The following is a 19,522-nucleotide window of genomic DNA, read 5'->3' as shown; positions in this document are numbered from 1 at the left end:
AGCGAATTCCTTTGGTTGGACCTATACTGGGACTTCTTCACGACGCAACATTTCGCCAGCAAGAGCAAGGTAAGCCTTAGCTCCTGCGGAATATTTGTCGTAGTACATTGCTGGCTTGCCGTGACTCGGGGCTTCTGCCAGACGCACATTTCTAGGGATCACAGTTCGGTAGACTTTGCTACCAAAGTGTTTTTTGAGTTGATCAGATACTTCGTTCGATAAGCGGTTGCGAGGATCGTACATAGTACGCAGAAGACCTTCGATCTTCAGGTTCTCGTTTACAACAGCCGCTAGCTTACTGATGGTATCCATCAATGCAGTCAAACCTTCCAAAGCAAAGTATTCACATTGCATAGGAACCAATACGGAGTCGGCCGCAGCCATCGCGTTGATTGTAAGAAGGTTTAATGAGGGCGGGCAATCAATAAAGATGAAATCATAATTATTGCGAATGGGTTCGAGTGCATTTTTTAAACGAACTTCACGAGCAAACACTTCCATCAGCTTGATTTCTGCCGCAGTAACATCACCGTTCGCGGCGATGAGGTCATAATTGCCAGATGTACTCCGGCAAACCACCTCATCAAATGGGGTGTCTTCAACCAACAAATCGTAAGCTGTTGCTTCAACTTGATACTTGTCGACACCGCTCGCCATAGTGGCATTACCTTGAGGATCGAGGTCAACAACCAATATCTTGCGTTTTGTTGCCGCCATTGATGCTGCTAAATTAATGCAAGTTGTTGTTTTTCCTACGCCACCCTTCTGGTTGGCAATTGCTACGATTCTACCCACTATGGCCTCGCTGATTATCCCTGACGCGATAAAGTAACTAGATGACGCTCTCCATCAAGCTCTGGCACTTGCAAAGCTTTAATGTCTGTCACTGAACACCATTCAGGTAACAGGTCGATTTCGTCTCTAGGATGTTGTCCCTTAAGAGCCAAAAATACACCGGATTGCTCTTTAGGTAAATGGTGACACCACTCTACCATGTCTGTCATTGACGCAAATGCACGACTGAGCACTGCATCAAACTTTTCTTCTGGTTGAAATTCTTCAACGCGACTTTGAACCGGTACCACGTTGTCGATACCCAGCTCATGAATCACCTGTTTGATAAAACGAATACGCTTACCTAGGCTGTCTAGCAAGTAAAACTCGCAGTCTGGATTCATGATTGAGAGCGGAATCCCAGGAAGACCAGGTCCCGTACCCACATCGATAAAGCGCTTACCTTGTAAGTGAGTGCTAACAATGATGCTATCTAAGATATGTTTCACCATCATTTCTTGTGGGTCACGAACTGATGTTAGGTTATAAGCTTTGTTCCACTTGTTCAGTAACTCAACGTAGCCAACCAACTGGCCACGTTGTTTTTCAGATACTTCAAGTTCAGTCTGGCCAATAAGGTGATCCAGTTTTTCGCGTAATGCGCTCATTATGCTTCCTCACCTTTTTTCAACAGACCGTGTTTTTTCAAGTAAACCAACAGAATTGAGATTGCTGCAGGTGTGATACCTGAAATTCGCGAAGCAATACCAATTGAGTCAGGCTTAGCTGTCGTTAGTTTAAGAACCACTTCGTTAGAAAGTCCTTTTACCTTGCTGTAATCGATATCAGCAGGCAGTTTGGTGTTTTCATGACGCAGTGATTTTTCAATTTCGTCTTGTTGACGCTGAATGTAACCATCGTACTTCACTTGGATCTCAACTTGCTCAGACGCTTGTTGATCTTCCAGTGCAGGACCAAAACGATCCAATGCGGTTAACTGTGAATAAGTCATTTCAGGGCGACGAAGAAGATCTTCACCGCTCGCTTCACGAGACATTGGTGTTTTCAGAATTTGGTTCAGTTGATCAATATCTTCAGATTTTGGATTAATCCAAGTCTCTTTCAGACGTTGACGCTCCTTCTCCATGTTTTCCATCTTCTCGTTGAAACGAGCCCAACGAGCGTCATCAACAAGGCCAAGTTCACGCGACTTTTCAGTCAAGCGGATATCGGCGTTGTCTTCACGAAGCAGCAGACGGTATTCCGCGCGAGACGTAAACATGCGGTAAGGTTCTTTGGTACCCATGGTAGATAGGTCGTCGATAAGCACGCCCATGTAAGCTTGGTCACGACGTGGACTCCAGCCTTCTTTGCCTTGAGTAAACAAACTTGCATTCAGACCGGCCATCAAGCCTTGTGCAGCCGCTTCTTCATAGCCAGTGGTACCGTTGATTTGACCCGCAAAGAATAGACCTTTGATAAACTTAGTTTCGTAAGTCAGCTTAAGGTCGCGAGGATCAAAGAAATCGTACTCAATCGCATAGCCAGGGCGAACGATATGAGCATTTTCAAAGCCCTTCATCGAACGAACAATTTGAACCTGTACATCAAACGGCAGACTGGTAGAGATACCATTCGGGTATAGCTCGTGAGTCGTTAGACCTTCTGGCTCAATAAAAATTTGGTGACTGTTCTTGTCAGCAAAACGCATTACTTTGTCTTCAATCGAAGGGCAGTAACGAGGGCCAATGCCTTCAATCACACCCGCGTACATAGGGCTGCGATCAAGGTTGGCACGAATTACGTCATGCGTATTTTCATTGGTATGCGTGATGTAACATGGAATTTGACGAGGTTGTTGAGCTCGGCTGCCCATGAACGAGAAAACAGGCGTCGGGTTATCACCGTGCTGAACCTCAAGCTCAGAAAAATCAACGCTACGCGCATCGATACGAGGAGGAGTACCTGTTTTCAGGCGATCAACTCGGAATGGAAGATCACGAAGACGGTCAGCCAGTGCGATCGATGGTGGATCACCAGCACGGCCACCTGAAGAACTTTCCATACCAATATGGATCTTGCCGCCTAGGAATGTGCCCACAGTCAGAACCACAGCGCTTGCGCGGAACTTAAGGCCCATCTGCGTTACCACACCTACCACTTGATCCTGTTCAACGATCAAGTCATCAACCGACTGTTGGAACAAAGTCAGGTTTGGCGTGTTTTCAAGAACGTTACGAACAAAGGCTTTGTACAGTGCGCGGTCAGCTTGTGCACGAGTAGCACGAACCGCAGGGCCTTTTGATGCGTTCAATGTTCTGAACTGAATACCTGCATTATCAATAGCTTGCGCCATTAATCCACCCATTGCATCGACCTCTTTTACCAAGTGGCCCTTACCGATCCCGCCAATGGCTGGGTTACAAGACATTTGTCCTAGTGTATCGATATTATGAGTAAGTAATAACGTACTTTGACCAGTACGTGCAGATGCGAGTGCGGCTTCCGTTCCTGCATGGCCACCACCAACAACGATGACGTCAAATTTTTCGTGATAAAGCATGAACCGACCTCAGGTATTCAAACGTTTTCTAGATTGATAAAAAGGAGCGATATTCTACCTGTTTTCATAGCCTGAGAAAACGTTTTTGGGATTTTTCGAAAAAGCTGTTTTTAATTAATATAGATAAGATCTTTAAGGAGATCTTTTATTAGATCTATTATTAGGATCGAGGGTATCTGTGGATAAGTCGGAAATGATCAACGAGATCATGGATCTTTTTTGGATCAAATGATGTGATCTAACTTTGATCAGGATGAGGATTAGCTGGGATCAAAATGGCTACTTATTCACAGGAGGAAATTAGCCTAAAACTTGTTATTTGGATAACTATAGGTTAATCACCGTATATGTATGATCTTATCCACAGCAGAAATTGAAAATAGATCGCTAATTTTCGATGTTTTTGAAAAAAAGTTATTCACAATCACGATGTTCAGAGACAAAAAAAGCGGCATAAGCCGCTTTTTGAGAGAGGAGAGAGGTTAAAACTGGTCGCTATGATCGTTGAACCAAGCTTCTGCTGCGTCTTCTGGTACCGGAGTTTCCAATACATCGATGGTAAAACAGTCAGAAATAGGCTGAGCACCGAGCTCTTTCATCTGGCTGTGGACTGATTTTCCCGCCAAACAGAAGGTATCGTAACTCGAATCACCAAGCGCCACGACAGCAAAGCGAACCGGGCTTAAATCTGGAGATTGCTGGGTCAATGCGTCGATAAACGGCTTAATATTATCTGGAAATTCACCCGCACCATGAGTTGAAGTCACCAGCAACCAAAAGCCTTGTTGGGGAATATCATCGAATTCAGGCTGATTATGAAGGGTGATCTCGTGGCCTTGCTCTTCAAGAAGATCATTAAGGTGATCGCCAACGTACTCTGCACCACCTAAGGTGCTGCCTGTAATAATGTGGATCATTAAGCTGTCCTTACTAAAGAAAAAGGCCAGCATGAGCCGGCCTTTAAAGGTTATTTACCAATACAGAAAGAGGTGAAGATACGGCCGAGTAGGTCATCGGAACTGAATTCACCAGTAATCTCGTTAAGGTGTTGCTGCGTTATACGCAGTTCTTCTGCCAAGATTTCCCCTGCCATATAGCCTTCGAGCTGTTGCTGGCCAATATCTAGATGCTCAGATGCGCGTTCTAGGGCATCTAAGTGGCGACGACGTGCCATGAAGCCACCTTCATTGCCACCAGCAAAGCCCATGCAATCTTTTAAGTGATTACGTAGTGCATCAACGCCTTGTCCCGTCTTTGCTGATAGTCGAATCAGAGTTGGATCATTAACATGGCAAATCCCGAGATCTTCACCGGTTTGATCGGCTTTGTTACGAATCACGGTCATTCCGATGTTATTCGGCAGACGATCAACGAAATCTGGCCAGATATCTTTCGGGTCGGTTGCATCGGTAGTGGTGCCATCGACCATAAATAAAACGCGATCGGCTTGAGCAATTTCTTCCCAAGCGCGTTCAATACCGATTTTTTCGACTTCATCCGAGGCTTCACGCAGGCCTGCGGTATCAATAATGTGCAGTGGCATACCATCAATATGGATATGTTCACGAAGTACATCACGGGTTGTACCTGCAATATCAGTCACAATCGCGGAGTCTTTACCCGATAATGCATTCAGTAAGCTCGACTTACCGGCATTAGGACGACCTGCAATCACCACCTTCATACCTTCACGCATGATGGCACCTTGATTGGCTTCTTGGCGAACCGCTTCGAGGTTGTCGATGATAGCTTGTAAGTCAGCACTTACTTTACCGTCAGCAAGGAAATCAATCTCTTCTTCTGGGAAGTCGATAGCGGCTTCAACATAGATGCGTAAGTGAATCAGAGAGTCCACCAGCGTATTAATGCGTTTCGAGAACTCACCTTGCAACGATTGCAGAGCTGATTTCGCCGCTTCTTCTGAACTGGCATCAATGAGGTCAGCAATCGCTTCTGCTTGGGTTAAATCCATCTTGTCGTTCAAGAAGGCACGCTCCGAGAACTCACCTGGGCGTGCTGCGCGTAGACCTGGAATAGCGAGGATGCGCTTGATGAGCATATCCATTACCACAGGACCACCGTGGCCTTGCAGCTCTAAAACGTCTTCACCGGTAAACGAGTGCGGGTTAGGAAAGTAAAGCGCGATGCCTTGGTCTAGCTCTAAACCATCGTGAGATTTAAAAGGGGTGTACTCAGCGTAACGTGGTTTCAGTACTTTGCCGGTAACTTCAAGCGCAACTTGGGCTGCTTGTGGGCCTGAAACGCGAATAATACCGACGCCGCCACGGCCGGGTGCAGTCGCTTGAGCAACAATCGTATCTGTAGTCATAGTTGTGCCTGCTAGCATGTGAAAGCCAAAAAGGGGCGCTCACGATTAATCAATTAGCTGAATTGTAATCAGCTAAAAACAAAAAGGCGACCTTTTGGTCGCCTTTCTTTGTTTCTTTCTATTATCGAACTTACTTAGAATGTAAGCCTTTCTTTTCCAGCGCGCGGTAGATAAGCGTTTGCTGAATCAGAGTTACGATGTTCGATACTAGCCAGTATAGAACCAGACCTGAAGGGAAGAACAGGAAGAAGAATGTGAACATAACCGGCATAAAGGTCATGATCTTCTGCTGCATTGGATCCGTTACAGTTGTCGGGCTCATCTTCTGGATTAGGAACATTGAAGCACCCATCAGAAGTGGCAAGATGTAGTATGGGTCTTGTGCTGAAAGGTCAGTAATCCAACCGAAGAACGGTGAGTGACGCAGTTCAACAGACTCCATTAGTGCCCAGTATAGCGAAATGAAGATAGGCATTTGCAGAAGGATAGGTAAACAGCCACCTAGTGGGTTTACTTTCTCTTTCTTGTAAAGCTCCATCATTTCTTGGCTCATGCGTTGACGGTCGTCGCCGATACGCTCACGCATTGCAGTCAGCTTAGGCTGAAGCATACGCATTTTCGCCATAGACGTGTACTGAGCTTTCGTTAGTGGGTACATAGCACCACGAACGATGAAAGTTAGACAGATGATTGCCAGACCCCAGTTCACAACGATGCCTTGAATGAACGAAAGCAGAGTATGAAGTGGTTTAGCAATGAACCATAACCAACCGTAGTCAACTACTAGGTCTAGGTTAGGTGCAACAGCAGCCATTTGGTCTTGAAGTTTAGGACCAACCCAAAGCGTTGCTTTGAAGTTTGCTTCGTCGCCAGTAGCGATGGTTTTGTTCGGCATGCGAACACCGATGTCGCCAAGGTTACCAATTACACGAGTGTAAAGGTTGCTGCCTGCTTCGTCGCGTGGGATCCATGCACTTGCAAAGTAGTGCTGAATCATCGCTGCCCAACCTTGACCGTTTGCTAGGTTAAGAGACAGGTTGCGATCTTGCATGTCGTCGAAGCTGTATTTTTTGTAACGCGTATCTTCCGTAGAGTAAGCACCACCACGGTAAGTTGGCATTGTTAGGCTACCGCCGTCATCCATTACGTTCTGACGCAGGTGAGCGTACATGCCGAATGTCGCGTTGTTACCAGAGTTGTTGACTACATCGTATTCAACATCCATTGCGTAGCTGCCACGCTTAAGGATGAATGTTTTCGTGTAATCAAGGCCGTTCGCTTGGTAAGTCATCGGGATGCGTAGTTCATCCTGACCATCAGCAAGCGTGAAGCTGTCTGCTGAAACTGTGTAGCTTGGGCGGTTTGTGCTGCTTAAATCGATACCTTGAGGACCCACTAGACCGCTTTGTGCGATAAATTGGTGACCTGGTTCGTTTTTAAGAAGAACAAACGTATCTTCAGAATCGAACTCAGCAGAGTAATCGTTTAGGTTTGCTTTAACGACATCACCACCAACCGTATCAATTGACAGAGTCAGTACATCAGTTGTTACTGTGATAGTTTTAGCAGAAGAAGCAACTTGACCAGGAGCCGGGTCTAGATCATCTGCATAAGATGGCGCTGGTAGGGTGCTGCCAGATTGTGCCTGCTCAACCGCTTGTGGTGCTGGATTCTGAGCTACGTTCCATTGTTGGAACAGTAGGAAAGAAACCAAAGCCAATGCGATTAACAGGATATTACGTTGAGAATCCATCGTTATTTATCTCTGTCTTGTTTTTGGACTGGTGGAACGGGGTCAAAGCCCCCTTCGTTCAAAGGATGGCATTTTAATAGACGTTTGCCTGATAACCAACACCCTTTTACAAAACCGTGAGCTTTCAACGCTTCTATCGCATATAAAGAGCAGGTTGGAGTAAATCGGCAGCGTGGGCCGATGAGTGGACTAATAAACCATCTATAAAAATAGATGGGTATTAGCGCTATCCACGCGAAGGGCGAGACAGGCGAAGCCATAATTTGTCGAGTAGCTTGAACATTTCTTCATTGCTTAAATCTTGCGCGCTCTTCTTAGCGATTACAACAAAATCTTTGTTAGGAAGTTTGTGTTGAGTGTTACGAAAGCTTTCACGAGTAAGACGCTTGAATCGGTTACGACCCACGGCGGTTTTAATCTGCTTTTTCGGAACGGCTAATCCAAGACGAGGATTTGAAAGAGAGTTATTTCGGGCAATGATGGTGAAATGAGGGGAGCCAGCTCGATGAGCTTGCTTGAAGACATTTTGATAATGTTCGGGAGTTAACAAGCGTAACTCCCGACCGAAGGCTAGCTTATTCAAAATAATCAAAGATTACTTAGAAAGACGCTTACGGCCTTTTGCACGACGTGCATTGATTGTTGCGCGACCGTTCTTAGTAGCCATGCGAGCACGGAAACCGTGAGTACGCTTACGCTTTAGAACTGTAGGTTGAAAAGTGCGTTTCATTGTAATTACCTTACTGATCAGTAGTTTTAGGTTTTTGTTAAACCCGGCGTGGGCATTTTTTCTCTTCTTTATATAAGAAAGGAAAACCGACGCCTCTCAACAAAGAGGCGGAATTGTAATCACTGTCACAAAAAGTGTCAATGATTGGGTTAACTAAAATTCCGGTCGGGGGATTATACGTAGAATAACTAAAATCACAAGGATCCTTAGTCGATCCCAACCTTATTTAAGAATTTTTTTAATTTAGGATCCTGTGGATTACCAAAAATATCCTGTGGAGATCCCTGCTCGATAATATGACCGTCAGCCATGAAGATCACTCGGTCTGCGACCTCTCTCGCGAACTGCATTTCATGGGTAACCACCAGCATGGTTTGATGCTGATTTGCCAGTTTTTTCATTAGGTTAAGCACTTCGCCAACCCACTCAGGATCGAGCGCTGAAGTCGGCTCATCAAACAGTAAAAGCTCGGGTTGTAGTGCCATTGCACGGCCAATACCCACCCGTTGTTGCTGGCCACCAGAGAGCGCGGCTGGGTAGCTATCACCTTTGTCACCTAAGCCAATATCATCAAGTATTTGTTGTGCTTTTTCATGGGCTTGCTGTTTTTTCCAACCACGAACGGTAATTAAACCTTCAGCAATATTCTGTCTCGCGGTTTGGTGAGCGAACAGTGCATAGTTTTGGAACACAAAACCGGTCTTACGACGCAGTGCAAGCACCTCTGCCTTAGTGTGTTTCTGAGTATCAACCTTGATATCATCAATCGAAATCGTGCCTTGATCGGCTTGCTCTAGAAAATTCACACAACGCAGTAGGGTAGATTTACCCGTACCACTTGAACCTATGATGACAATTATCTCACCTTGTTTGATTTCTAGGTCGATCCCTTTCAAAACTTCGGTGTCACCAAACTGCTTGTGGATATTTTGTAATTTGATCATCGTACATACGCCTTATTCAGTTTCACTTCGGCCCAAATTTGAATACGAGTGAGGATAACCACCACGCCCCAGTAAATCAGTGCGACTGCTAAGAAAGCCTCGAAGAAGCGGAAACTTGAAGAAGCCTCCATCTGAGCTTTAGCCATGATTTCGGCGACACCTAGGGTGAAGGCAAGTGAAGTCGACTTGATCATATCGATGAAGTAGTTCATCAACGACGGCAGTGCCACGCGAGTTGCTTGCGGTAAGATCACTCGGCGCATCGCTTGGCTGGTTGTCATACCGACCGAAAGGCTGGCTTCCATCTGGCTGCGATCAATACCGATAATCGCGGCACGAATACTTTCTGCCATATACGCGGCAAAGTGCAGGGTTAAGCCAATCACAGCGGCGCTGAAGGCATCCAACCCAACCATCCACGGGAAGACTTGTGGTAAGCCGTAATAAAGGAGGAACAGCTGCACCAACAGTGGTGTGCCTCGGAAGAAGCTAATGTACAGCTGGCTCAGTTGGTCGAGCACTGGGATTTTGAATACACGAATATTCGCCAGTATCAGAGACAGGATCAGAGCAAAGAACAAGCCCCAGGTCGCCATCTCCATCGTGGTGCCTAAATACTTCAGTAGTATTGGCAACAGCTCTAGCATGTAATTAAAGTCAAATCCCATAATCTATCTCGTATTTTTATTGGCAGTGTTGTTCTATATGTAAGTACTGTTGTATCAGGTTTTTTAATTAGTGCACAAAAGCAAAAAGCCCACCGCTGTATAAAGCAGTGGGCCTTGAATGGAGAAAGTGAGTAATTACTTCTGAGTAATGTCCGCACCAAACCATTTCTGAGAGATACTTTCTAGCGTACCATCTGCGCGCATTGCTGCTAATGCTTCATTTACTTCTGCTTGCAGTTTTTTGCCGTTATCGTTGTCGACGAAAGGCCAAGCGTTTTCAATTGTTTCGAATGGCTGACCTGCTAGTTGTAATGGTAGACCAGTCTTCTTGATAAGCTCTAGTGCTGATAGGCGATCCATTACGAATGCATCGGCACGACCCAGTGCCACGTCATGTTCAATACCTGTATCGTAGGTTTTTACATTGATCTTGCCATCTTTGTCGTAGCTGCGAAGCAGTTGTTCAAAGTTTGAGCCTAGGTTTACCGCAACCGTCTTGCCATCAAGGTCTTCGATGCCTTTAATGCTGTCATTACCTTTACGAACGGTAATTTGTGCGCCGTCTACTACGTATGGGTCTGCGAATAGGTATTTCGCTTTACGTGCATCCGTCATTGTAATTTGGTTTGAAATGGTATCGATGCGACCCGTTTCAAGAAGACCAAACAGACCAGAGAAGTTTGCCGTTACGTATTCAACCTTGTAATCGTTACGCTTACCGATCTCATCCCATAAATCCACTTCAAAACCCTGTAGCTGGTCTTGTTTAACGAACGTAAACGGGAAATAGCGACCAGACATGCCGACTTTAACTTCAGTCGCAGCTTGAACAGTAGCAGCAGAGAGTGCGATAGCCGCAATTGCAGCCTTAATCCAGTTATTCATTTGGTAACTCCTTATATTTATGGGTTTGGATGTTACTGGGAAAATGCTCACTAGAATAAATAACCAGATGTTATTAACCATAACCAGATTGAATTCTCGATTTGGGGATAACTAGCAAGGATCCGGGCATAAGTGGATCATTGTGTGAGTAAATTAGGGGCAAGATGTGTGGATCCACCGATAAATTACAAATTTATTGTGAATAACTTGGATCTTATTCACTGGATCTGTGATCAATTGCTGGTGATCTGACTTATCAACAGGTAAAATTAGCGGTCATTTCATATTACTTTAAATAGAGTGAGGGCACCGTGTCATCTTCGCTTTGGTTGCAGTGTTTGCAACAGCTTCAAGAAGAGTTACCAGCTACAGAATTCAGTATGTGGGTTCGTCCGTTACAAGCGGAACTCAATGACAATACTCTAACTCTATTTGCACCGAACCGTTTCGTACTCGATTGGGTTCGTGATAAGTATCTAAATAGCATTAACCGTCTGCTGCAAGAATATTGCGGTAACGATATCCCACATCTTCATTTTGAAGTGGGAAGCAAGCGTGTGATTGCACCAAAGCCTGCGACACCGACACCAACTCAGACTCGCACTGCAGCTGATGTGGCCGCTGAGTCATCAGCACCTGCGCAATTACAAGCTCGCAAACCTGTCCATAATATCTGGCGTGATGAAGAGCCTGTCGCGGTTGACTTGAATCACCGCTCAAACGTGAACCCAAAACATAAGTTCAATAACTTTGTTGAAGGTAAGTCGAACCAACTCGGTTTGGCTGCGGCACGTCAGGTTTCTGATAACCCAGGTACAGCCTACAACCCGTTGTTCCTATACGGCGGCACTGGTTTAGGTAAAACGCACTTGTTGCATGCGGTGGGTAACGCCATTGTTGATAATAAGCCGAATGCGAAAGTGGTTTACATGCACTCAGAGCGTTTTGTTCAGGATATGGTAAAGGCTCTGCAAAACAACGCGATCGAAGAATTTAAGCGCTACTACCGTAGTGTTGATGCATTGCTTATCGATGACATCCAATTCTTTGCTAATAAAGAGCGTTCTCAAGAAGAGTTCTTCCATACCTTTAACGCGCTGCTTGAAGGCAATCAACAGATCATCCTAACGTCTGACCGTTATCCAAAAGAGATCAACGGGGTAGAAGATCGTCTTAAATCTCGTTTCGGCTGGGGTTTGACGGTAGCGATTGAGCCACCAGAGCTTGAGACACGTGTTGCGATCTTGATGAAGAAAGCCGAAGACCACCAAATTCACCTTGCGGATGAAGTGGCGTTCTTTATTGCCAAGCGTCTACGCTCTAACGTTCGTGAACTGGAAGGCGCATTGAACCGTGTTATTGCGAATGCAAACTTCACTGGCCGCCCGATCACGATCGACTTCGTGCGTGAAGCACTGCGTGACCTACTTGCACTGCAAGAAAAACTGGTCACTATTGATAACATTCAAAAGACAGTAGCCGAGTACTACAAAATCAAAGTCGCTGATCTATTGTCTAAGCGTCGTTCTCGTTCTGTTGCTCGTCCACGTCAATTGGCGATGGCACTGGCGAAAGAGCTAACAAACCATAGCTTGCCTGAGATTGGCGATGCATTCGGTGGTCGTGACCACACGACGGTACTGCATGCTTGTCGTAAGATTGCTCAGCTGCGTGAAGAGAGCCACGACATTAAAGAAGATTATTCGAACTTGATTCGTACCCTTTCTTCTTAATACACAGTATTCTTAACCTTAATAAGCAGAATCTTGGCCACGTACTATTACGCAGTGCCATTTAGACCGTAAGAGCAAGATATGAAATTTACCATTGAACGTAGTCACCTGATTAAGCCATTACAACAAGTATCTGGCGCACTCGGTGGCAGGCCAACGCTTCCAATTCTAGGAAACCTACTGATTAAAGTAGAAGATAACGTGTTGTCGATGACAGCGACGGATCTAGAAGTTGAACTGATCAGCCGTGTAACGCTTGAAGGTGATTTCGAAGCGGGTAGCATTACCGTACCTTCACGTAAATTCCTAGATATCTGCCGTGGATTGCCAGATAACTCAGTGATCACGGTGGTATTGGATGGTGACCGTATTCAGGTTCGCTCTGGTCGTAGCCGCTTCTCTTTAGCAACATTACCTGCGGCAGATTTTCCAAATATTGAAGACTGGAGCAGTGAAGTTGAAGTGTCAGTGACACAAGCTGAACTTCGCGGTCTTATCGAGAAAACACAATTCTCAATGGCGAACCAAGATGTTCGTTACTACCTCAACGGTATGTTGTTTGAGATTGAAGGCTCTATCCTGCGCAGCGTAGCGACCGATGGTCACCGTATGGCAGTATCTCAAGCACAACTGGGTGCGGATTTTGCTCAGAAGCAGATCATTGTTCCTCGTAAAGGTGTTCAAGAGTTAGTGAAGCTATTGGATGCACCTGAACAGCCAGTAACACTGCAAATTGGTAACTCTAACGTGCGAGCTGAAGTGAACAACTATGTCTTCACTTCTAAGCTGGTTGATGGTCGTTTCCCTGATTATCGCCGCGTAATGCCGCAAAATACCACCAAGACACTTGAAGCTGGCTGTGATGAATTACGTTCAGCATTTTCTCGTGCTGCGATTCTATCGAATGAAAAATTCCGTGGTGTTCGCGTTAACCTTGCGGATAGCGAGATGCGCATTACCGCGAACAACCCAGAGCAAGAAGAAGCAGAAGAAGTACTCGATGTTAACTTCGACGGTGACGCGCTAGAGATTGGCTTCAACGTAAGCTACGTATTGGATGTTCTGAACACACTGCGTTGTGAACAGGTTCGCATCTCAATGTCAGACGCCAATGCGAGTGCTCTTATCGAGAACGCACAAGATGACAGCGCGATGTACGTTGTTATGCCAATTCGCTTATAAGCAGCCCTATGTTGACCTACCGAGTCGTGATTGAAGATTAATATGAAGACGTTATGCCTTTATCGCGCTTAATCGTTAAGCAGTTTAGAAATATTGAAGCCTGTGACATTCAACCGTCATCAGGCTTTAACTTTCTTATAGGGGCTAACGGAAGCGGCAAAACCAGTGTCCTTGAAGCGGTGTATCTGCTCGGACATGGTCGCTCATTCAAGAGTTCACTTACCGGTCGTATCATACAAAACGAGTGTAGTGAGCTGTTTGTACATGGCCGTTTTATGACCTCGGATCAATTTGAGCTGCCAATTGGCATTAATAAGCAGCGCGATGGCACGACAGAGGTTAAAATAAGCGGTCAAACTGGGCAAAAGTTGGCTCAGTTAGCTCAAGTCTTACCTTTGCAGTTGATTCACCCTGAAGGGTTTGATTTACTAACCGATGGACCTAAGCATCGCCGAGCATTCATTGATTGGGGAGTCTTCCACAGTGAGTCGGGCTTTTATGATGCGTGGGGCAGGGTAAAGCGCCTCAATAAGCAGCGAAACGCCTTATTGAAAACGGCAACCCACTATCGAGAGCTGAGCTATTGGGACCAAGAATTGGCCCGTTTAGCAGAAAGCATCAGTCAGTGGCGTGCCACCTACGTTGATCAGCTCAAAGAAGTCGCCGAAGAAATCTGTGCGACCTTCCTTCCTGAGTTTGAGATAAAGATTAACTACTATCGTGGCTGGGACAAAGACACCCCGTACGCCGATATATTAGAAAAGAATTTTGAAAGGGATCAGCAGCTTGGTTACACCTTTGGTGGGCCAAACAAAGCGGATCTGAAGATAAAAGTGAACGGCACTCCAGTGGAAGATGTCTTGTCACGAGGTCAATTGAAGTTGATGGTGTGCGCGCTACGAGTAGCACAAGGGCAACACCTCACTCAAATGACAGGTAAGCAGTGCATCTATTTGATAGATGACTTCGCTTCCGAATTAGATAGCCAACGCCGAGCACGTCTTGCTGAGTGTTTAAAGGCGACCCAGGCTCAAGTTTTTGTAAGCTCTATTACCGCTGATCAGATTGCAGATATGCATGACGAAAATAGCAGGATGTTTCATGTGGAACATGGCAAAATAGAGCAAGGATAATTAGTCAGAGAGTAACTATGTCAGATAATTACGATTCATCGAGTATTAAAGTACTGAAGGGTCTGGATGCGGTACGTAAGCGTCCTGGAATGTACATTGGCGACACGGATGATGGTACCGGTCTGCACCACATGGTTTTTGAGGTGGTAGATAACTCTATTGATGAAGCGCTAGCTGGTCACTGTAATGACATCATTGTAACTATCCATGAAGATAGTTCTGTGTCTGTGAGCGATGACGGCCGTGGTATTCCAACAGAATTGCACCCAGAAGAAAACGTATCTGCAGCCGAAGTAATCATGACGGTTCTTCACGCTGGTGGTAAGTTCGATGATAACTCGTACAAGGTATCTGGTGGTCTGCACGGTGTTGGTGTTTCAGTAGTTAACGCACTTTCTAAGCAAGTTACTCTTACTATCCACCGCGGTGGCAAAATCCACACTCAAACCTACAGCCACGGTGAGCCTCAAGCGCCACTAGCGGTTATCGGTGACACGGATAAAACAGGTACAGAGATTCGTTTCTGGCCGAGTGAAGAAACCTTCACTAACATCGAGTTCCATTACGACATTTTAGCTAAGCGTCTACGTGAGCTATCATTCTTGAACTCAGGTGTATCAATTAAGCTAATTGACGAGCGCGAAGAAGACAAAATGGATCACTTCGAATACGAAGGCGGTATCCAAGCGTTTGTTGAACACCTTAATACTAACAAAACGCCAATCATCCAAAAAATCTTCCACTTTAACTCTGAGCGCGAAGACGGTATTACCGTTGAAGTTGCGATGCAGTGGAATGACGGCTACCAAGAAAACATCTACTGTTTCACCAACAACATCCCTCAACGCGATGGTGGTGCTCACTTAGCAGGTTTCCGTGCGGCGCTAACGCGTACTCTGAACAGCTTCATGGACAAGGAAGGCTTCTCTAAGAAAGCGAAGACTGCGACCTCTGGTGATGATGCTCGTGAAGGTCTGACGGCGATTGTTTCTGTTAAAGTGCCTGATCCTAAGTTCTCAAGCCAAACTAAAGATAAGCTGGTTTCTTCAGAAGTGAAGTCTGCCGTTGAATCTACAATGGGTGAGAAGTTGTCTGAGTTCCTTATTGAGAACCCAGGTGAAGCGAAAACAGTTTGTTCTAAAATCATTGATGCAGCACGTGCTCGTGATGCAGCGCGTAAAGCTCGTGAAATGACTCGTCGTAAAGGCGCATTAGATTTAGCGGGTCTTCCTGGTAAGCTTGCTGACTGTCAGGAAAAAGATCCTGCACTGTCTGAACTATATATTGTGGAAGGAGACTCTGCTGGCGGTTCAGCTAAGCAGGGGCGTAACCGTAAGAACCAAGCAATCCTACCGCTGAAAGGTAAAATCCTTAACGTAGAGAAAGCACGTTTCGATAAAATGCTGTCTTCTCAAGAAGTAGCAACGCTAATCACCGCTCTTGGTTGTGGTATTGGTCGTGACGAATACAACCCAGATAAACTGCGTTACCACAACATCATCATCATGACCGATGCCGATGTCGATGGTTCTCACATCCGTACCCTGCTACTGACGTTCTTCTACCGTCAAATGCCAGAGCTGATTGAACGTGGCTACATCTACATTGCTCAACCGCCACTTTACAAAGTGAAGAAAGGTAAGCAAGAGCAGTACATTAAAGATGAAGATGCGATGAACCAGTATCAAGTATCTTTGGCTTTAGACAACGCAGAACTGCACGTAAACCCTGAAGCGCCAGCATTTGCAGGTGAAGGTTTAGAGAAGCTTGTTCAGCAATACAATGCAGGCATCAAGCTTGTTGATCGTATGAGCCGCCGTTACCCACGCGCATTGGTTCACGAACTGATTTACGTTCCTCGTCTAACGGCCGAGCAGTGTCATGATGACGCGGCAGTTGAAGCTTGGGGTAAGCAGCTTGTTGAACAGCTAAACGCGAAAGAAGTAGGTGCAAGCCAATACAGCCTTGAAGTTGAAAAACACGAAGAGCTAGGCTTAAGCGTTCCTAAGATTGTGGTTCGTACTCATGGTGTGACTCATGAACACCTACTAAGCATCGATCTTATTAACTCTAAAGAGTTTGGTAAGCTAGCGGATCTTTCTGAAGCTCTTGATGGCTTGATTGAAGAAGGCGCTTACATTAAGCGTGGTGAGCGTACTCAAGAAGTTTCTAGCTTCGTTGATGCTCTGAACTGGTTAGTGAAAGAGTCTCGTCGTGGTCTAAGCCTACAGCGATACAAAGGTCTAGGTGAGATGAACCCTGATCAACTTTGGGAAACCACGATGGATCCTGAAACTCGCCGTATGATGCAAGTAACAATTGAAGACGCTGTTGGTGCTGATTTGTTGTTTACGACGCTAATGGGTGACCAAGTTGAACCTCGTCGTAACTTCATCGAAGAGAATGCACTGAAAGTAGCAAACCTAGACGTTTAGTCTCTTTGATACTTCGCTCTTTGGCTTAATTTCTGTGTCAGAGGTGCTCACATACATTCGTATGCTCCGCGCCTCTTCCTTGAACTAAAGCCAAATAGCTTCGTCTCAAAAAACTAAAATCATTTTAAAGCACTATCCTTTGGATGGTGCTTTTTTATCTTTGTAAGATATTGAAAAATATTGAGTTGCAAAAATAATTGAAAATAACCCCTTGAAACTATTTTGCTCAATCCATATATCTATTTGTGAAGAGGATGACTGTCTTGCTCTACAAGAGAAGAAACAGAACCTTCATTACCGCTAACGAAGTATCGCTCAATAGAGGATAACTTTGGCAGCACACAACTTAAAAATTGATTCATTGCCATGTCCCAGCGTTGTCGCCAATAGAGGTGAAACCCGAGGAATGCGAATTGAATCTCTTAGCTGTTTACTGGGTCACACACAGGTTAGATCCAAGTAAAATTCGCAGCTAAGACTATTGCTTACTAAAAGGATAGCATTATGAGAACTGTAGATTTCACTCCACTTTACCGCAACGCAATCGGCTTCGATCGTCTATTCAACATGATGGAAGCGAATACATCGAAGAACTCTTCTGGCGGTTACCCTCCATACAACATCGAGCAAAAAGACGAGAACAACTACCGTATTACTATGGCAGTCGCTGGTTTTGCTGATGACCAATTAGATCTGACTCAGAAAGAGAACATGCTAATTGTGAAAGGTGAGCGTAAAGCAGAAGCAGAGAAAACCTTCGTATACCAAGGTATCGCAGAGCGCGATTTCGAGCGTAAATTCCAACTGGCTGACTACGTAAAAGTGGTAGGTGCAAGCATGGAAAATGGTCTTCTTCACATCGACCTCGAACGCGAAATCCCAGAAGCGATGCAACCACGTAAGATTGCTATCAATGGTAATAGTTTACTAGAAGGCTAATTACTGTTAGCTCCTTAGAGCTAAAAAATATCGGGAAGTAAAAGTGAAAGAGCACCTAATGAGGTGCTCTTTTTGTATTTGACCTGCGGTAAGCTAAAAGCTCTTATTACTGCTCTGAGTAAGCCTTTTTCACTTCTTCAGCAATGATAGCAATGCCTTTCTGCATCGCCTCATCATCTTGTACGTAGTTCATGCGTAAGCACTGGTGAGCATGATCCCACTCGTCTTCTTGGCCGATAAAGAAGTATTCACCCGGAACAATCAATACGCCGCGAGCTTTAAGGCGGTCGTACAGTTCCATTGTGGTGATCGGCAGCTCATCAAACCATAGCCATAAGAAGATAGCGCCTTCAGGCTTGTGAATACGGAAGCGAGGGTCGTCGATAGCGTCTTGTAACAGTTCAACTGCACGTAGTGACTTATCTTTATAGAAAGGTTTGATTACCTCGCTACTTAAGCGCAGTAAATCGCCTTTTTCAATCATGTGATTGGCAATTGCAGGGCCAACACTGTTTGGCGCTAAGCTAATGATGCCATTCATGTTGGTCAATGCTTGTGTTACTTCTTCACTCGCAATTACGATACCGCAACGCACACCCGGCAAACCAAGCTTAGAAAGGCTCATGCACAGAATCGTATTTTCATTCCAGAGCGGTTCGACATCTTCAAAGATGATGTTAGGAAACGGCAGGCCGTAAGCATTGTCGATCAGCAGTGGGATGTTGTTTTCACGCGCCAGTTTATCCAGTTTACGCACTTCTTCGTCGGTCAGTACGTTACCCGTTGGGTTGGTTGGACGAGATGCACAGATAGCCGCGACTGAGTCATCAACCTTTAGTTGTTCAAAATCAACGTGGTATTTAAACTGACGGTTTTCTAGCAGTTCGATCTCTGGGTGGTAAGAGATAAAAATATCGTCATCAATACCCGCGTCGCCGTAGCCGATGTATTCCGGTGCGATCGGCAGTAGGATTTTCTTATGTGAGCCGTCAGGCTGTTGGCCTGCTAGCAGGTTGAATAGGTAGAAGAAGCCACTTTGACTGCCATTAGTCAGGCTGATGTTCTTCTCGCTGATGTCCCAACCGTAGGTCTCTTTCAGCATTGCTGCTAACGATTTGATGAAGCTGTCTTTACCCTGCGGACCATCGTAGTTGGCGAGGGCGGCGATGAGTTCTCCACTGGCGAGCATGTCGGCACTGGCTTGGTTAAAGTAATCGAGCATGGCAGGGATAGCGGCTGGGTTGCCACCACCGAGCATGATAGCGCCAGGAGTGCGCAGGCCATCATTCAAATCATCCATTAAACGAGTGATTCCAGAGTATCGATTAAACTTTTCGCCAAACTTAGAGAACTGCATTACTAATTTTACCTAATTCATTGTGATTGCTTGTTACGTGTCATTAAGGCAGACCTTATGTCTGCCATCAGTGTATTCCTTGAACATACCGCAATGT

Annotated in this window: 19 protein-coding genes; 5 read left to right on the top strand and 14 right to left on the bottom strand. The window is 45.4% G+C overall.

Annotated elements, in window-relative coordinates:
* Positions 1 to 21: 21 nt before the first annotated feature.
* The 12 genes from AB4185_RS14885 to AB4185_RS14830 all read right to left on the bottom strand — a co-directional run bounded on the left by AB4185_RS14885 (position 22) and on the right by AB4185_RS14830 (position 10,646).
* Positions 22 to 795, bottom strand: coding sequence for a ParA family protein (locus tag AB4185_RS14885; protein ID WP_029235097.1), 774 nt, complete (start codon positions 793 to 795; stop codon positions 22 to 24).
* Positions 796 to 809: 14 nt separating this feature from the next.
* Complete coding sequence (gene rsmG / locus AB4185_RS14880; protein WP_017058801.1) at positions 810 to 1,442, bottom strand: 16S rRNA (guanine(527)-N(7))-methyltransferase RsmG; 633 nt, start codon at positions 1,440 to 1,442, stop codon at positions 810 to 812.
* Complete coding sequence (mnmG, locus tag AB4185_RS14875) at positions 1,442 to 3,337, bottom strand: tRNA uridine-5-carboxymethylaminomethyl(34) synthesis enzyme MnmG (protein ID WP_372106603.1); 1,896 nt, start codon at positions 3,335 to 3,337, stop codon at positions 1,442 to 1,444. The genes rsmG and mnmG overlap by 1 nt, the downstream gene beginning before the upstream one ends.
* Before the next feature lie 482 nt (positions 3,338 to 3,819).
* The gene (gene mioC, locus AB4185_RS14870; protein ID WP_017058804.1) at positions 3,820 to 4,254 is read right to left on the bottom strand and encodes an FMN-binding protein MioC; all 435 of its coding nucleotides are present in this window, start codon (positions 4,252 to 4,254) and stop codon (positions 3,820 to 3,822) included.
* Positions 4,255 to 4,304: 50 nt separating this feature from the next.
* On the bottom strand, positions 4,305 to 5,666 hold the full coding sequence (gene mnmE, locus AB4185_RS14865; RefSeq protein ID WP_029235098.1) for a tRNA uridine-5-carboxymethylaminomethyl(34) synthesis GTPase MnmE: 1,362 nt from the start codon (positions 5,664 to 5,666) through the stop codon (positions 4,305 to 4,307).
* Between the two features lie 130 nt (positions 5,667 to 5,796).
* Complete coding sequence (yidC, locus tag AB4185_RS14860; RefSeq protein ID WP_017058806.1) at positions 5,797 to 7,419, bottom strand: membrane protein insertase YidC; 1,623 nt, start codon at positions 7,417 to 7,419, stop codon at positions 5,797 to 5,799.
* 2 nt (positions 7,420 to 7,421) lie between these two features.
* Positions 7,422 to 7,679 (bottom strand): membrane protein insertion efficiency factor YidD, encoded by a 258-nt coding sequence (gene yidD / locus AB4185_RS14855; RefSeq protein WP_004735802.1) that lies wholly within the window; start codon positions 7,677 to 7,679, stop codon positions 7,422 to 7,424.
* Positions 7,646 to 7,969, bottom strand: coding sequence for a ribonuclease P protein component (gene rnpA, locus AB4185_RS14850; protein WP_017055478.1), 324 nt, complete (start codon positions 7,967 to 7,969; stop codon positions 7,646 to 7,648). The genes yidD and rnpA overlap by 34 nt, the downstream gene beginning before the upstream one ends.
* 45 nt (positions 7,970 to 8,014) lie before the next feature.
* A complete protein-coding gene (rpmH, locus tag AB4185_RS14845) occupies positions 8,015 to 8,149 on the bottom strand; it encodes a 50S ribosomal protein L34 (RefSeq protein WP_004735800.1) in 135 nt (44 codons plus the stop codon).
* A 206-nt stretch (positions 8,150 to 8,355) separates the two neighbouring features.
* Positions 8,356 to 9,093: an amino acid ABC transporter ATP-binding protein gene (locus tag AB4185_RS14840; RefSeq protein ID WP_017058807.1), complete on the bottom strand. Its 738-nt coding sequence runs from the start codon at positions 9,091 to 9,093 to the stop codon at positions 8,356 to 8,358.
* Positions 9,090 to 9,761: an amino acid ABC transporter permease gene (locus AB4185_RS14835; RefSeq protein WP_009848134.1), complete on the bottom strand. Its 672-nt coding sequence runs from the start codon at positions 9,759 to 9,761 to the stop codon at positions 9,090 to 9,092. The genes AB4185_RS14840 and AB4185_RS14835 overlap by 4 nt, the downstream gene beginning before the upstream one ends.
* Positions 9,762 to 9,896: 135 nt before the next feature.
* Positions 9,897 to 10,646: an amino acid ABC transporter substrate-binding protein gene (locus AB4185_RS14830; RefSeq protein ID WP_009848135.1), complete on the bottom strand. Its 750-nt coding sequence runs from the start codon at positions 10,644 to 10,646 to the stop codon at positions 9,897 to 9,899.
* A 311-nt stretch (positions 10,647 to 10,957) separates the two neighbouring features.
* Here AB4185_RS14830 and dnaA point away from each other — a divergent pair, with 311 nt between their 5' ends.
* From dnaA to gyrB, 4 genes are all read left to right on the top strand, one after another.
* Complete coding sequence (gene dnaA / locus AB4185_RS14825) at positions 10,958 to 12,379, top strand: chromosomal replication initiator protein DnaA (RefSeq protein WP_017058808.1); 1,422 nt, start codon at positions 10,958 to 10,960, stop codon at positions 12,377 to 12,379.
* Between the two features lie 81 nt (positions 12,380 to 12,460).
* Positions 12,461 to 13,561, top strand: coding sequence for a DNA polymerase III subunit beta (gene dnaN, locus AB4185_RS14820; RefSeq protein WP_017058809.1), 1,101 nt, complete (start codon positions 12,461 to 12,463; stop codon positions 13,559 to 13,561).
* Between the two features lie 53 nt (positions 13,562 to 13,614).
* Positions 13,615 to 14,694: a DNA replication/repair protein RecF gene (gene recF, locus AB4185_RS14815; protein WP_371725269.1), complete on the top strand. Its 1,080-nt coding sequence runs from the start codon at positions 13,615 to 13,617 to the stop codon at positions 14,692 to 14,694.
* Between the two features lie 17 nt (positions 14,695 to 14,711).
* Positions 14,712 to 17,129, top strand: a complete 2,418-nt coding sequence (gene gyrB / locus AB4185_RS14810; RefSeq protein ID WP_017058811.1) for a DNA topoisomerase (ATP-hydrolyzing) subunit B — start codon at positions 14,712 to 14,714, stop codon at positions 17,127 to 17,129.
* 239 nt (positions 17,130 to 17,368) lie between these two features.
* On the opposite strand, the gene AB4185_RS14805 is transcribed toward gyrB, so the two are convergent.
* Positions 17,369 to 17,491, bottom strand: coding sequence for a hypothetical protein (locus tag AB4185_RS14805; RefSeq protein WP_267869012.1), 123 nt, complete (start codon positions 17,489 to 17,491; stop codon positions 17,369 to 17,371).
* A 142-nt stretch (positions 17,492 to 17,633) separates the two neighbouring features.
* Here AB4185_RS14805 and AB4185_RS14800 point away from each other — a divergent pair, with 142 nt between their 5' ends.
* Positions 17,634 to 18,068 (top strand): Hsp20 family protein, encoded by a 435-nt coding sequence (locus AB4185_RS14800; protein WP_009848140.1) that lies wholly within the window; start codon positions 17,634 to 17,636, stop codon positions 18,066 to 18,068.
* A 106-nt stretch (positions 18,069 to 18,174) separates the two neighbouring features.
* On the opposite strand, the gene AB4185_RS14795 is transcribed toward AB4185_RS14800, so the two are convergent.
* Complete coding sequence (locus AB4185_RS14795; protein ID WP_017058812.1) at positions 18,175 to 19,425, bottom strand: valine--pyruvate transaminase; 1,251 nt, start codon at positions 19,423 to 19,425, stop codon at positions 18,175 to 18,177.
* Positions 19,426 to 19,522: the final 97 nt, after the last annotated feature.

This window comes from Vibrio sp. 10N.286.48.F5, assembly GCF_041469785.1.
Lineage (GTDB): Bacteria > Pseudomonadota > Gammaproteobacteria > Enterobacterales > Vibrionaceae > Vibrio > Vibrio crassostreae_C.
This window is presented reverse-complemented; position numbering and strand designations above follow the sequence as displayed.

Excerpts from the sequence above, each read along its gene's own strand:
- rsmG (WP_017058801.1), bottom strand. The coding sequence starts at position 1,442 with ATGAGCGCATTACGCGAAAAACTGGATCACCTTATTGGCCAGACTGAA.
- mnmG (WP_372106603.1), bottom strand. The coding sequence starts at position 3,337 with ATGCTTTATCACGAAAAATTTGACGTCATCGTTGTTGGTGGTGGCCAT.
- mioC (WP_017058804.1), bottom strand. The coding sequence starts at position 4,254 with ATGATCCACATTATTACAGGCAGCACCTTAGGTGGTGCAGAGTACGTT.
- mnmE (WP_029235098.1), bottom strand. The coding sequence starts at position 5,666 with ATGACTACAGATACGATTGTTGCTCAAGCGACTGCACCCGGCCGTGGC.
- yidC (WP_017058806.1), bottom strand. The coding sequence starts at position 7,419 with ATGGATTCTCAACGTAATATCCTGTTAATCGCATTGGCTTTGGTTTCT.
- yidD (WP_004735802.1), bottom strand. The coding sequence starts at position 7,679 with ATGGCTTCGCCTGTCTCGCCCTTCGCGTGGATAGCGCTAATACCCATC.
- rpmH (WP_004735800.1), bottom strand. The coding sequence starts at position 8,149 with ATGAAACGCACTTTTCAACCTACAGTTCTAAAGCGTAAGCGTACTCAC.
- AB4185_RS14840 (WP_017058807.1), bottom strand. The coding sequence starts at position 9,093 with ATGATCAAATTACAAAATATCCACAAGCAGTTTGGTGACACCGAAGTT.
- AB4185_RS14835 (WP_009848134.1), bottom strand. The coding sequence starts at position 9,761 with ATGGGATTTGACTTTAATTACATGCTAGAGCTGTTGCCAATACTACTG.
- AB4185_RS14830 (WP_009848135.1), bottom strand. The coding sequence starts at position 10,646 with ATGAATAACTGGATTAAGGCTGCAATTGCGGCTATCGCACTCTCTGCT.
- dnaN (WP_017058809.1), top strand. The coding sequence starts at position 12,461 with ATGAAATTTACCATTGAACGTAGTCACCTGATTAAGCCATTACAACAA.
- recF (WP_371725269.1), top strand. The coding sequence starts at position 13,615 with ATGCCTTTATCGCGCTTAATCGTTAAGCAGTTTAGAAATATTGAAGCC.
- gyrB (WP_017058811.1), top strand. The coding sequence starts at position 14,712 with ATGTCAGATAATTACGATTCATCGAGTATTAAAGTACTGAAGGGTCTG.
- AB4185_RS14805 (WP_267869012.1), bottom strand. The coding sequence starts at position 17,491 with ATGAATCAATTTTTAAGTTGTGTGCTGCCAAAGTTATCCTCTATTGAG.
- AB4185_RS14800 (WP_009848140.1), top strand. The coding sequence starts at position 17,634 with ATGAGAACTGTAGATTTCACTCCACTTTACCGCAACGCAATCGGCTTC.
- AB4185_RS14795 (WP_017058812.1), bottom strand. The coding sequence starts at position 19,425 with ATGCAGTTCTCTAAGTTTGGCGAAAAGTTTAATCGATACTCTGGAATC.